The organism is Gordonia sp. BP-119 (assembly GCF_016924115.1).
GTDB lineage: Bacteria > Actinomycetota > Actinomycetes > Mycobacteriales > Mycobacteriaceae > Gordonia > Gordonia hongkongensis.
Genome location: NZ_JAFFZF010000021.1, coordinates 61,728 through 74,333 on the forward strand (window position 1 = coordinate 61,728; position 12,606 = coordinate 74,333).

Sequence of the window (12,606 nt, forward strand, 5' to 3'; positions counted from 1 at the left end):
AAGAAGCCGTTGCCGACTGGTCAGCAGAGCACCGCGGGTGATACACATCTAGGAATCCGTCTCACGTCTGGAGTCCTGTGTCCACCTCGCTGCCACCCGATACTCCTGCCTTTCCGGCGGCGGTCGCCTACGAGTCCGCGATGACCAACCGGCGTCTGCGAGGCGTGCGGGCGCTGGTACGGCAGTTCACCCGCAAAGACCTCTTCCCGGAGCCGGAGAACCTCCGCACCTTCGCCGAGGACATGTTCCGCACCGATCCCGTGGCCGAACGATTCGTCGACGAGGTCTACGGCACGCTGGGCGGCGAGGCGGCCCGGGCCCTGCTCGATCAGGCACTCACCGACGGCCTGGACAGCATCGACGATCCCCCGCCGGCACTGGTCGACCTGTTCGAGGAATTCGAGACGGTGCCAGACTGGGTCGACCCCGAGCTGATCACGGAGGGCGAGGCCATCTGGCGCCGGTGGGGTACCGGCCTGTTCAGCGTCGCCGGGGGGATCACCCTGGAGATGTACACCGAGGCCGCGGTCGCGAAACCGCTCTCGCTGGCCGGGGGCTATACGGGCGACAACGCTCTGCGACGTTTCCTGGAGACCTCGCGTTTCTGGATCGACGTCTCGCACCCGGGCGCGTTGCTGACGCCGGGGTCGCAGGGTCGTGCGACGGCGATGCGGGTACGCATCATGCACGTGTGGGTCCGGCGCACCGTCGCCGAACACCCGGAATGGGACCGCCGACGCTGGGGCGACCCGATCAGTCAGTCCTACCAACTACTGACCCTGCTGGGCGGCAGCGTGGTGCCCGCGATGGCGCTGTGGCTGACCGGAATACAGACGACACCCCGCGAGATCCGCGTCCTGCTGCACTATCAGCGCTACCTCGGCCACCTACTCGGGGTGCGCACGCAGTGGTATCCGGAAACGATCGCCGACTCGTTGCGATTGCTGGCCTTCGTCACGTCCACCCGCACCTACGACGCCGGGGCCGACGGCGCAGAGCTCATCGAGTCGTTCCCGGCCGCGTTCGCGAAGCGCGGGTCGACCGGCTTGCAGCGGTTGCGCGGCACATACAACGCGGCGATGTACGCGGCGTACTCGAGCATCTACATGCTGCCCACGACGCGGCTGCGCTACCGGATGCCCAGTCCGGTTCCGGGGATGCTCGTCATCGTGCTCCGACTACCGGTGGTGATCGTCGTCGAAACCACCCGTCGACTCTCACCTCGATTCCGTCGACTTCACGAGAAGTGGATGTGCCGCCATGGGGAGAACTGGCACGACTGGCAGACCTCGGGTCGCCCGGCCGAGTACGCCCACGGGAAAGGTCTCCGGCGCTGACCGCGGTGTCGGAGAGTTACTCCGGAGTTGGACTCGAATGCGCACACCGTTAGCGTGTTCGGGGTGACGCACACCCCGACGACCACCGCCACGACCACCGACGATCCCTCCGGGATCGGATCCCGCGTCGGCCACTACTACGTGCTCGACGGCTCGTATCAGGTCGGCCGCGAGAAGGTGCGTGAGTACGCACGCGCGGTCCAGGACTACCACGGCGCCCACTGGGAGCCCGAAGCCGCAGCCGCCCTTGGCTATTCCGGTCTCGTCGCGCCGCTCACCTTCACCTCCATCCCGGCGACGGCGGCGAACCGGGAGCTGTTCGAGAAGGTCATCGTCGGATACGACACCTACGTCCAGACCGAGCAGGTCTTCGAGCAGCACCGCCCGATCGTCGCCGGCGACGAGCTGACGACGGACGTGGAGCTGACGAGTGTCCGTCGGATCGCGGGCAAAGACCTGATCACCGTGACCAACACCATGACCGATGCCTTAGGCGAGCGTGTGCACACCATGCACACGACGGTCGTCGGGGTCACCGCCGACGAGGTCGACCCCGAGTTGAGCAGTGCGGTCCGCAAGGTGATGATGCACGACGTCAACATCTTCAGCCAGGACGAAGCGGCGGAACGATACGTGCGGACGGTCCGTCCCGACGCTGACGTCCGCACCGCTGACGACAGCGGGCGCACATCGGGCGCACGGAACTTCGACGAGCTGAACGTCGGCGACGAACTGCCTCTGCACACGATCAGGTTGTCGCGCGGCGATCTGGTCAACTACGGCGGTGTCGCGGGCGACGCGAACCCCATCCATTGGGACGAGACGAGCGCAAAACTGGCCGGCCTGCCTGATGTCATCGCGCACGGCATGCTGACCATGGGGCTCGGGGCCGCTTTCGTGTCGTCGTGGTCGGGCGACCCGGGTGCCGTCACCCGCTACGCGGTGCGCCTGTCCCAGCCCGCTGTCGTGTCCGGCGCCGAGGGCGGCGAGATCGAGTACAGCGGGCGGATCAAGTCGCTCGATCCGGCGACCCGGACGGGCGTCGTGATCGTGGTGGCCAAGTCGGGCGGCCGCAAGATCTTCGGTCTCGCCACACTGAATATCCGCTTCTCGTGACCCCGGGGGTCAGTACTCCCCTTTGATGACGAAGTACGACCCGCGGATCACGCCGGCGAGTTCCGATCTCTGACGCGCGAACTTGAACTTCGACTCCAACTCGGCCGGGACGTCCATGCCGTCCGAGAGCTTGAACCCGACGGCACGCTTCCCACCGGGATCGATGCTGTACATGACGTTCACCGCGAGGCCGGACTCGTAGAACACGTACGACATGTGCAGCCTTCCGTCGTCCGGGCCCACCTCGAAGTCGCTGACCTCGAGCGCGGGTGAGGCGATGGTGATGTCGCGCTCGTCGGCCAGGATCGCGGTCACCCGGTCGAGGATTTCGGGCGCGTCCGACGCCGGGACGACGGTGAAGTCGTGCCCGTACTTCGTCTTGTAGTACCGGGCCTCGTTTGTCCGGAGTCCCGCCAGCGCCTCCGCAACCGGTGAACTCTCGAGTCCCGCGGTGGAGACCTGCTTGAAGTCGATCACGTCACCCATGACCCTCCCTCCGGCAGGTTGCCTCAGACAGCGTAAAGCCCCCGACCGCGGTCGGGGGCTTTATCGATGCAGCACGACGCTCACTCGAGGACGAACACCGGGATCTGCCGATCGGTCTTCGTCTGGTACTCGGCGTAGGGCGGGAAGGCGGCGACGGCCAGCTCCCACCAGTGATCGCGCTCCTCGCCGTCACTCAGCTCGCGCGCGGTCAATTCCTTCACCTCGGTACCGTCCTGCGCGGTGACCTGGGGGTTCGCCTTCACGTTGTGGTACCACGCCGGATGCTCGGGCGCGCCGCCCTTCGAGGCGACCATAAGGTACTTGCCGTTCTCCTCCACGCGCATCAGCGGGACGTAGCGCTTCTTGCCCGACTTCGCGCCGGTCGTGGTGAACAGGACGATCGGACGGTCCATCACGGTCACACCGTCGGTCGTGCCCTGCTCCAGGATCTTCTCGGTCTGCTCGCGGACCCAGCCTTCAGGACTCAACTCTGCTTTAGCACTCATGGTGGGCGGAACACCACAGCTCGGCCGGGTATTCCCCGCAGCGCCGTCTGTGTCGTGACTCTCCGATACTGTGTGGCCGGACCTGACCTCGACCGTGAGATCTCACCGATGACCACACCATGCCGTGCTCTCGTACCGACGCCGGTCGGCACCGTGGCCGTCGACAGCAATGGATCGGCCGTCGTACGCGTGGCCTGGCGAGTGACCACTGACGTACCGACCGATGGCGAGACCATCGATCCCGTTCTCGCAGAGGCGATTCGACAGATCCGCGCCTATTTCGCCGGTGACCTGACCGAGTTCGACCTGCCTGTCGATCTCGACCGGATGTCGGACGCCGCCCGGGCGGTCCTGTCGACGCTGCACCGGACGGTCGCCCACGGCGACACGGTCACCTACGGCGAACTCGCGGCGATGAGCGGCACGCGGGTCTCTGCGCGCGGCGTCGGCACGATCATGGGGATCAATCCCCTGCCGTTGATCATCCCGTGTCATCGCGTCGTCGCCGGCGACGGACTCGGCGGCTACTCGGGCGGCGCGGACGGTCAGGGTCTGGCGACCAAACGCTGGCTGCTCGAGTTCGAGGGCGCTCTCCCGCCGACGCTGTTCTGATCAGGAGCCCAGCCGACTACGCCGACCCCTGAGATCGATGTCGCATGCGACATCGATCCGTCTACGCGACCTCGATCGAAGTCGCATCAGCGGACCGATGTCGCACGCGACGTGAGTTCGTGATCCGGCATCCTCGAGCGTCGAGCGTCATGTGCGCGACGCCTCGGACAGATGTTCGACGACCAGCGACTGCAGCCTTGGAGCGTCCGAGCCGAGCCACAACGACAGGTGCGTTCCCTCGTCGACGGCTTCGAGGCGAGCATCGGGCAGCGTCTGCGCGGCATGGACACTCTGATCGAACGGGACGTCGGCGTCGGTTCGGGAGTGTATCGCCAGCACGGGTGCGGTCACCTCCGCGAGCGGTAGGTCGAGTTCGCGAAATTGGTCGAAGTCATTGTCGAAACCAGCTTTTCGCGACCCCGACACGGTGTCGAACAGATCGATCGCCAGCGTGCGCTGGTCGTCATCGGCGATGATCTCCGCGGTGAGCGCCCTGATCTGTACACGCGACAGGTCTCCCTCACCGGACAGGAGTGTCGAGATGGCCGTGGACGGCGCCTTCGACGCGACCGTGGTCGCCAGCCACTGACCGAAACGACTGAAGAGAAGCTTCTCCTCGGACAGTTCGAGTCGTCCACGCAGGCTGCTCCGCGGATCGAAGCGGGTGCTGACCGCGGCGACCGCGACGATCGCGTACACCCGCTCGGGTACGGAAGCCGCCAACGAGTAGGCGACGGGCCCGCCACCGGACCAGCACATCAGCCCGAAACGATCGATCCCCACCGAGTCCAGCACCGCCCTGACCAGTTCCGCCTGCGCGGCCGGACGTCGTGTGTCGCCGCCCAGGGGCGTACCCAGGTAGCCCGGTCGAGAGACCGCGATGACGCGATGCGCCCCGGCCAGGAAGCGCGTCATCAGGACCCCCTGGTCGCAGCCACCCGGGGACCCGTGCACGAACACCAGCGGCGGCCCGGACCCGACGTCGACATATTCGACCGGCCCGGTCGGCGTCTCGACGAGGCGCGGTTCCGTCGAGTGACTGTCCGAGTGAGCGAGCCCCATGGATGTACCTCCTCCGACGACCGTGGTGCGACGGTAGCGCCGGCGCGACGCCCGCGCGGCACAACGCGGTGAAACGGCGCGAACGGGTGAACCCCGAACGCGGCCGCACCCGAGTCATCCCTCCTCTTTCGAGACTCTTTTTGCGACTATCAAGACTTTTGACCGCCAATTCTGGTTAGAGTCTCGAAATACCGGCGCGTCTTTTGAGTCTGTCTCGATACTTCTGAGATACGCTGTCGCGGTGACAGCAGACGCAACACAGCCGTCGGGGATGGCCCTCGGTTACGCACGCGACTCCCCCGGCGCCCACGCACTCGCGCCCCAGATCGACGCGCTCACCGATGCCGGGGTGGACCCCGCGCGGATCTACACCGATGCGACCGATCGCTCCGCGCCCGCGGGTCAGCGGCCCGGGATGGCCGCCCTCCTCGACTACGCGCGAGCCGGCGACACCACGGTGGTCGTCGGCATCGACCGCCTCGGCCGGAACGTTCGCGAGGTCATGGAGGTCGCGAACCAGATGACCGGGCGCCGCATCGGACTGCGCTCGCTCCGCGAGGGAATCGACACCGCCGACCCGACCGGAGCGATGATCGTCGCGGTGCTGGCGTCGCTGGCCGAACTCGACGACGACGCGCCGAGACGGTCGGACCGTTCCACGCCGAGAACCCTGCGTGGGTCCACGTCGGCAATCGGCCGGCCGCGGGCGCTCGACGCCGATCAAGTGGTGCGCGCCGAACAGATGCGCGCGCAGGGGGTTTCCGTACCCAGGATCGCGCAAGAGCTCGGGGTGAGCCGCGCGACCCTGTATCGCACCCTGGCCGAGAGGCGTTCGGTCCGTTGAAGAATCCCGACTCCGACCTCCCCGAACTCGACATCGTCACCGAGTACGGCGTCGTCACGCGCCTGCCCACGTCGTTCCCGATCTTCGACGCCGAACTCGACGAGCACCTCGATCCGGACCTGTTCCAGCAGGGTTTCGTCGATGCCGCGGCCGATCTCGGCGCGCTTCCCGCGCCGTGGGCGCGACAACTGGCGTCGTCGACGCTCGCGTGCCCGCCCGACCCCGACGACGAGGAACCGAGTTACACACGCGGCTATCGCGCCGCCCTCTACGGACACCTCCGACACGCCGGAAAGTAAGCGCGGCAAAGGGTCTCGGCAACGACGCCCGGAAGGTCGGACTTGCCGCAATCGAACCGCCGCCCCGGCAACGGATCTCGTGCACTGACGTACTGGTCGTTGGCGAATCGTGATCACCTGGTGACGTCAACGCCCCTCGCGACACGCATAATCGGTGCGACCATGGACCGAGTCGGGGGATGCGGTTCGCGAACGCGGGCCGGGCGCAATGCCGCACGGGGGCAGGCGCCGCATGTCGGGCGGGTCAAGTCGGCGGGCCGCACTTTCGGACACTGCTAGGTGGTCGCGCCATGACCCGATCGACGAACATCAACAGCCGTGCGCAGGGTGGAGACGACCCCACCGCACGCGAACTGGAAGCCCTGCGAACGGAATTGGACGGGATCGACGACCGTCTACTCGAAGACGTGCGGGCCCGGATCGAGGTCTGCACACGCATCGCGGAACTCAAACGACGGCACGCCATCCCGGTGATGCAGCCGCGCCGGGTCGGCGCTGTACACGAACACGCCCACCGATTCGCCATCGATCACGATCTGTCCACCGATTTCCTGCATGCCCTGTACGACCTCATGATCTCGGAGACCTGTCGGGTCGAGGATCTGATCGTCGGGACCGAGACGTCGCAGCGAGCGGGGCCGGATCGTGACCCCGCCCGACACCCGTCCGCCGTCGCGAGCGCGGACTGAGGTGGACCCGGTGCGCACACTGCTGATCGACAACTACGACTCGTTCACGTACAACCTGTACGCGTTGTTGACCCAGGTCAACCGCCGGGAGCCGGTCGTCGTCGCCAACGATGTGCCCTGGACGTCGGTGGACCTGACAGCTTTCGACAACGTGGTGGTCTCCCCCGGCCCGGGCCGTCCGGACTACCCCCGCGACTTCGGGATCAGCGCACGGGCTCTGACCGACAGCGGACTACCCGTGCTCGGGGTGTGCCTGGGCCACCAGGGCCTGTGCCATGTGTTCGGCAGCCCGGTGGTACGGGCCCCCGAGCCGCGGCACGGACGACTCAGCACCGTCCACCACGACGGCCGGGGCTTGTTCGCGGGACTGCCCTCCCCGTTCCGGGCGGTCAGGTACCACTCGCTGGCGGTGGTGGATGTCCCCGACGAGTTGGAGGAGCAGGCGTGGTCCGACGACGGCGTCCTGATGGCGGTGCACCACCGGGTGTTGCCGATGTGGGGGGTGCAGTTCCATCCGGAGTCGATCTGCAGCGAGTACGGCCGGGAGCTGTTGGCCAACTTCGCGGCGGCCACACGGGTGCGAGCGCACCACGGGGTCTCGGCCGGGGCGAGTCGGGCGTCGGCGACGACGGAGCGCCCGGCGAGTGAGGCGTCGGCGAGTGAATCGGCGGGAAGTGAACCGGCGGGGAATCGGCACGAGGGTTACCGGGTCCAATCGGTTCGGGTGGACCATGTGGTGGACCCGAACAACGTCTATGAACGACTGTTCGCCGGTGGCCCGAACAGCTATTGGCTCGACCGGTCGGCGGCCGAGGAGACCGACGGTCGCTTCTCCGTCATGGGAGACTGCTCGGGTCCCCACGCCGAGTATGTGACCTACCGGGTCCCGGAAATGACTGTGCGAGTCGAACATTCGGACGGTACAGCGGAGGAGGTCCGCAGCACCTTCTTCGACTACCTCGACGCCCAGCTGCGGGCGCGTGCGGTGGCTGCGCAACCTGAGCTGCCGTTCGCGTTCTGTCTGGGGTACGTCGGCTATCTCGGCTACGAGCTCAAAGCGGACACCGGCGGCCAGCTGGCGCATGCCTCCCAGCAGGCCGACGCGGCGCTCGTGTTCGCCGACCGCGCGGTGGTGATCGACCACGGACACGGGTGTGCGTATGTGCTCGCACTGGAACCGGTCGAGAGCCCGGATCCCGATGTCGCGACGTGGTTGGACCAGACGGCGTCGACCATTCGGGAGATGCGAACCGCCACGCCCGCTCCGGCGACGACTCCCCCGCTGGTCCCGGCGCCCCACGAGGTGCCGATCGTGTTCCGCCACAACCGCCAGACATACCTCAGGCTCATCGAGGACTGTCTGGCGGAGATCCGGTCCGGGGAGTCGTACGAGGTGTGTCTGACGAACTCGGCGACCGTGCACCGCAGCCTCGACCCCGTGTCCGGGTATTCGTGTCTGCGGGAGATCAGCCCGATGCCCTACAACGCCCTTCTGCAGTTCGCCGGGATGTCGGTGCTCAGCGCGTCGCCGGAACGGTTCTTGAAGATCGGTGCGGACGGGACGGTCGAGTCGAAGCCGATCAAGGGGACACGGCCGCGGTCGGCCGATCCCACCGAGGACCACCATTTGCGATGCGCGCTACGGGCGAGCGAGAAGGACCGGTCGGAGAACCTGATGATCGTGGACCTCGTCCGTAACGACCTGTCGCGCGTTTGCGTCCCGGGGTCGGTGCATGTGCCGTCACTGTTCGACATCGAGACCTACGCACCCGTGCATCAAATGGTGTCGACCGTGCGCGGGACGCTGCGGAACGGGGTGTCGGCGGTCGACTGTGTCCGGGCGGCCTTTCCCGGCGGTTCGATGACCGGCGCACCGAAGATCCGCACGATGGAGATCATCGACAAACTCGAGGCGGGTCCGCGGGGCGTGTACTCGGGGGCGATCGGCTTCTTCTCGCTCACCGGAACCGCTGACCTGTCGATCGTGATCCGCACGATGGTGGCGACCGGTTCCGAAGTGACCTTCGGGGTCGGCGGAGCGATCGTCGCGCTATCGGATCCGGACGAGGAGTTCGAGGAGACGATGGTCAAGGCCCTGACCATGCGACGCTGCCTGTCCGTCGCCGAGGAGAGCGGCCCGTGATCGGATCGGCCGCCCCCGGTGCGCGGTCGGTGGTCGTGGCCGGCGGAGCAGGGGCGGTGGGATCCATGTTCGCCGACCGGTGGCGCAGTGGCGGCGACCTCGTACACATCCTGGACGCCACCTCCGGCGACGACATCCGTGCCCCCGGCCCAGAGGCGACCGCGCGGGTGCGCGCGGCGGACATCGTGGTCCTCGCGGTACCGGAGAATGTCGCCGTCGCCTCGCTGGGGACGGTGCGATCACTGATGCGCCCGACCGCGATGCTGGTGGAGACACTGTCGGTGAAGACCCGGTTCGCGGCGGCCGTCGGCGGACCGGACGAGAGCCGTTGCGCCACAACAGGCCCGGTCGTCGGCGTGAACCCGATGTTCGCCCCGTCCCTCGGTCTGCCCGGCCGGGCGATCGCGGTGGTCGTCCATCGCGACGGACCCGGCGTGGACCGCCTGATCGACGATCTGGCGAGGTGGGGCGCTCGCGTGCGGGTCACCACCGCCGATCGGCACGACCGCCTGTGCGCCGCGGTACAGGCCCTCACCCATGCGACCATCCTGTCGTTCGGGGTCGCGCTCGCCGATCTCGGCGTCGAGGCCGACGAGGCGGCGACACTGGCCACCCCACCGTTCATGACGATGGCGGCGATGCTGGCGCGCGTCGCCGGTGGGACACCGGAGGTGTACCGGGACGTGCAGTCGTCGAACCCGTGCGCGTCGACGGCCCGGGATGCGTTGGCGCGTGCGGTGTCCCGGGTCTCCGCCACCTGCGACAGCGACACCGACGAGTTCACGGCGCTGCTCGCCCGGGCCGGAGCGCCGCTGGGCGATCGCGGCAGCGAGTATGCCGGGCTGTGCGCGCAACTGTTTGCCGGGTTGGCGTCGTGACCGGCACGCTGCCCGACCACGACGCCGCCGACCCGGTGGAGACGGCGGTGATCCGTGGGCTGGTGCGCAGCTGGTCGCGGCGGGCCACGGTGCGCCGCACCGAGCCCGAACTCGACGGCCCGACGATGGACGATCTCTACGACGACGATTGCGTCGACTATCCCGAGACACTGCTCCCCTTCGCCGGACATCCGGGATGGAACGGGCTCGACGAGGACCGCCGGTCCCGGGTCCGGGCGTGGGGGTGGATCGCGTACAACAAGAATGTCGTCGACATCGAACAAGACGTGGTCACACCCGGTTTCGGATTGCTGTTCCGGGACGCGTTCGGCACCGGGTTCTCCGACGCCGGGAGGGCGGCGGTCGTCCAGTCGATGGTCGACGAGGAGTACCACACGCTGATGCATCTGAACGCGTCCGCGCTGACCCGCCGTCGGCGTGCCTGGACGCTCCCGGATGCCACACTGCCCGAGTCGTTGATGGTGCGCCGCCATCGGGCTGCGCTCGCACGTGCGGAGTCGGCACGAGCCGCGGCGCTCACGACCCTGGCCTACGCGACGGTCGCCGAGACCTCCATCGGGGACTACCTCACGTTGATCGCCGAGGATCGGACGATCCAACCGGTTCACCAAGCCACCGTCGCCCTGCATCGCCGCGACGAGCGCGCGCACGGCTCGGTCGCCGGCGAGATGATCGCGATGGTCCACGACCGGCTCGGCCCGGACGACCGGCTCGTCCTGGCGCATGCGCTGCGCGACGGCGTCGACGCGTTCACGGCGACCGACACCGCCGCGTGGTCGGCCATCCTCGCCGCCGAGCGGATCCCGGACGGCGCCACGATGCTGCGCGAGTCCGCCGAGGACCCCGATCGACGGCGAGTCCTGCAGGATTGCAGTGCGGTCGACCGGCTACTCGCCCGGTTCGGCGCCCTGGGTTGACCTGCGCCGGTGATCGTCGGGTGGGCGGCTACGGTGGTGACCGTGAACGAGCCCGACAGCCCGCGAGTGGCGACACCGGCCGACGCGGCGACCATGGCCGAACTGCTCGACGCCTTCAACCGCGAGTACGGCGAACCGTCTCCCGGACCGGCCGCCCTGGCCGATCGACTGACCGATTTACTCTCGCGCAGTTCGACTTTCGCGATCGTGGCCGGCGACCCGATCACCTCGCTGGGCCTGGTGACCATCCGGACAAACGTCTGGGTCGACGGCGGCATCGCCCTGCTCGACGAGATGTACACCACGCCTGGCCAACGCAGCCGCGGACTCGGTGGTGCCGTCCTCACCGCCGCGGTGGCCGAGGCGGCGCGACGGGGCGCCGGGGAATTCGAGATCGAGGTCGACGAACCCGACGTCGACGCGCACCGCTTCTATGCCCGGCACGGGTTCCCGCTGCGCGATCCCGAGACCGGCGACCGGGCGTTCGTTCTCCGCAAGGAGCTGACCGCTCCGTAATCCGATGGAATCCCGCCCGTGCCAGTAGGGTACGGGCGTGGTTCAGCTGACAGTGGGAAGCCATCGCGAGAACGCGACGACCGACGTCCTCCTCACCGCGGAGAAGTTCAATCGGCACACCTTCTGGTGCGGCCAGAGCGGCTCCGGGAAGACCTACGCGCTCGGCGTGGTTCTCGAACAGCTGCTGCTCCGAACCCGACTCCCGTTGCTGATCCTCGATCCGAACGCGGATTTCACCCGGTTGCCCGAGACACGCAGCACCGCCGACCCCACCGCCGCGGACGCGATCGCGGCCTCTGACATCCGGGTCCTGCATTCGACGCGACGTGACGGACCGCAGTTGCGGACACGGTTCCTGACCCTGCCCCTGGCAGCGAAGGCCGCGGTCTTGCAGTTGGATCCGATCGCCGACGCCGACGAGTACAACGTCCTCCTGCACGCCGACGCCACACTCACCGAGACATCCGACCAGACGACCTACCTCGATGCGCTGCGCAGTTCCGCCGACCCCGGACATCAGCGGCTGGCCAAGCGTATCGAGAATCTGCAGGTCCTCGACTGGGCACTCTGGGCGCGGGGTGACCTCGCAGCGACCGACGTCATCGACGAGCGACCCCAGGCGACCGTGCTCGACCTGGGTGGGTTCGCCCATCCAGCGGAACCGAAGGTCGCCGCTCTCAGTGTGCTCGAACACCTCTGGGCCCACCGCGACGAGCGGCGCCCGATACTCATCGTGATCGACGAGGCCCACAACATCTGCCCACCGCAGGCCACCAGCGCGGTGGAGCAGGCGCTGATCGACCGGGTCGTGCAGATCGCGGCCGAGGGCCGCAAGTTCGGCCTCTGGCTGCTGCTGTCGACCCAGCGGCCGACCAAGATCCACCCCAATGTCCTGTCCCAGTGCGACAACCTGTGCCTGATGCGGATGAACGCCCCACGCGATCTCGCCGAGCTGGCCGACACCTTCGGCTTCGTACCCGAACACCTCCTGGCGGAGTCGCCCGGGTTCCGCCAGGGTGAGGCACTCCTCGCCGGTGGGTTCATCACCGCGCCCACGTACACGCAGATGGGTGCCCGGATCACCGAGGAGGGCGGCGCCGACGTCGCGGTGCCGCTGGTCGTGTGAGCGGTCGATGGTTCTGAGAACAAAGCCCCGGTGAGCGACGCTCACCGGGGTTTT

General features: G+C 67.9%; 14 protein-coding genes. 11 read left to right on the forward strand and 3 right to left on the reverse strand.

The features are described 5' to 3' along the window. The first annotated feature begins 77 nt into the window (after positions 1 to 77). Both JW364_RS13585 and JW364_RS13590 read left to right on the forward strand, forming a co-directional pair. Positions 78 to 1,337, forward strand: coding sequence for an oxygenase MpaB family protein (locus JW364_RS13585; RefSeq protein WP_205333692.1), 1,260 nt, complete (start codon positions 78 to 80; stop codon positions 1,335 to 1,337). Between the two features lie 63 nt (positions 1,338 to 1,400). Then, positions 1,401 to 2,453 (forward strand): fused (3R)-hydroxyacyl-ACP dehydratase subunits HadA/HadB, encoded by a 1,053-nt coding sequence (locus tag JW364_RS13590; RefSeq protein ID WP_058253221.1) that lies wholly within the window; start codon positions 1,401 to 1,403, stop codon positions 2,451 to 2,453. A 9-nt stretch (positions 2,454 to 2,462) separates the two neighbouring features. Here JW364_RS13590 and JW364_RS13595 read toward each other — a convergent pair whose 3' ends face one another. After that, a complete protein-coding gene (locus JW364_RS13595) occupies positions 2,463 to 2,939 on the reverse strand; it encodes a hypothetical protein (RefSeq protein WP_058253169.1) in 477 nt (158 codons plus the stop codon). 80 nt (positions 2,940 to 3,019) lie between these two features. Further along, positions 3,020 to 3,445: a nitroreductase family deazaflavin-dependent oxidoreductase gene (locus tag JW364_RS13600; RefSeq protein WP_058253168.1), complete on the reverse strand. Its 426-nt coding sequence runs from the start codon at positions 3,443 to 3,445 to the stop codon at positions 3,020 to 3,022. A 108-nt stretch (positions 3,446 to 3,553) separates the two neighbouring features. On the opposite strand from JW364_RS13600, the gene JW364_RS13605 reads away from it, so the two are divergent. Continuing rightward, positions 3,554 to 4,057, forward strand: coding sequence for a methylated-DNA--[protein]-cysteine S-methyltransferase (locus JW364_RS13605; RefSeq protein ID WP_205333693.1), 504 nt, complete (start codon positions 3,554 to 3,556; stop codon positions 4,055 to 4,057). Between the two features lie 147 nt (positions 4,058 to 4,204). Here JW364_RS13605 and JW364_RS13610 read toward each other — a convergent pair whose 3' ends face one another. Then, complete coding sequence (locus tag JW364_RS13610; protein WP_205333694.1) at positions 4,205 to 5,119, reverse strand: alpha/beta fold hydrolase; 915 nt, start codon at positions 5,117 to 5,119, stop codon at positions 4,205 to 4,207. A gap of 271 nt (positions 5,120 to 5,390) precedes the next feature. On the opposite strand from JW364_RS13610, the gene JW364_RS13615 reads away from it, so the two are divergent. The 8 genes from JW364_RS13615 (at position 5,391) to JW364_RS13650 (ending at position 12,552) form a co-directional block, all read left to right on the forward strand. Then, positions 5,391 to 5,963: a recombinase family protein gene (locus JW364_RS13615; protein ID WP_205333703.1), complete on the forward strand. Its 573-nt coding sequence runs from the start codon at positions 5,391 to 5,393 to the stop codon at positions 5,961 to 5,963. Then, positions 5,960 to 6,262 carry a hypothetical protein gene (locus JW364_RS13620; RefSeq protein ID WP_065629820.1) on the forward strand — a complete coding sequence of 101 codons (303 nt, stop codon included), beginning with the start codon at positions 5,960 to 5,962 and terminating at the stop codon, positions 6,260 to 6,262. Before JW364_RS13615 ends, JW364_RS13620 begins: the two co-directional genes overlap by 4 nt. A gap of 290 nt (positions 6,263 to 6,552) precedes the next feature. Next, positions 6,553 to 6,951: a chorismate mutase family protein gene (locus JW364_RS13625; protein WP_205333695.1), complete on the forward strand. Its 399-nt coding sequence runs from the start codon at positions 6,553 to 6,555 to the stop codon at positions 6,949 to 6,951. 10 nt (positions 6,952 to 6,961) lie between these two features. Beyond that, the gene (pabB, locus tag JW364_RS13630) at positions 6,962 to 9,094 is read left to right on the forward strand and encodes an aminodeoxychorismate synthase component I (RefSeq protein ID WP_374100830.1); all 2,133 of its coding nucleotides are present in this window, start codon (positions 6,962 to 6,964) and stop codon (positions 9,092 to 9,094) included. Continuing rightward, positions 9,091 to 9,972, forward strand: a complete 882-nt coding sequence (locus JW364_RS13635) for a prephenate dehydrogenase dimerization domain-containing protein (RefSeq protein WP_205333697.1) — start codon at positions 9,091 to 9,093, stop codon at positions 9,970 to 9,972. Before pabB ends, JW364_RS13635 begins: the two co-directional genes overlap by 4 nt. Further along, on the forward strand, positions 9,969 to 10,910 hold the full coding sequence (locus JW364_RS13640; protein WP_205333698.1) for a diiron oxygenase: 942 nt from the start codon (positions 9,969 to 9,971) through the stop codon (positions 10,908 to 10,910). Before JW364_RS13635 ends, JW364_RS13640 begins: the two co-directional genes overlap by 4 nt. 42 nt (positions 10,911 to 10,952) lie before the next feature. Next, positions 10,953 to 11,426 carry a GNAT family N-acetyltransferase gene (locus JW364_RS13645; protein ID WP_265968337.1) on the forward strand — a complete coding sequence of 158 codons (474 nt, stop codon included), beginning with the start codon at positions 10,953 to 10,955 and terminating at the stop codon, positions 11,424 to 11,426. A gap of 37 nt (positions 11,427 to 11,463) precedes the next feature. Next, a complete protein-coding gene (locus tag JW364_RS13650; RefSeq protein WP_058253161.1) occupies positions 11,464 to 12,552 on the forward strand; it encodes an ATP-binding protein in 1,089 nt (362 codons plus the stop codon). Positions 12,553 to 12,606 lie beyond the last annotated feature (54 nt).

Bases quoted from the DNA above. Each gene is read 5' to 3' on its own strand.
- JW364_RS13610 (WP_205333694.1), bottom strand. From the start codon at position 5,119: ATGGGGCTCGCTCACTCGGACAGTCACTCGACGGAACCGCGCCTCGTC.
- JW364_RS13600 (WP_058253168.1), bottom strand. From the start codon at position 3,445: ATGAGTGCTAAAGCAGAGTTGAGTCCTGAAGGCTGGGTCCGCGAGCAG.
- JW364_RS13595 (WP_058253169.1), bottom strand. From the start codon at position 2,939: ATGGGTGACGTGATCGACTTCAAGCAGGTCTCCACCGCGGGACTCGAG.
- JW364_RS13615 (WP_205333703.1), top strand. From the start codon at position 5,391: ATGGCCCTCGGTTACGCACGCGACTCCCCCGGCGCCCACGCACTCGCG.
- JW364_RS13625 (WP_205333695.1), top strand. From the start codon at position 6,553: ATGACCCGATCGACGAACATCAACAGCCGTGCGCAGGGTGGAGACGAC.
- JW364_RS13605 (WP_205333693.1), top strand. From the start codon at position 3,554: ATGACCACACCATGCCGTGCTCTCGTACCGACGCCGGTCGGCACCGTG.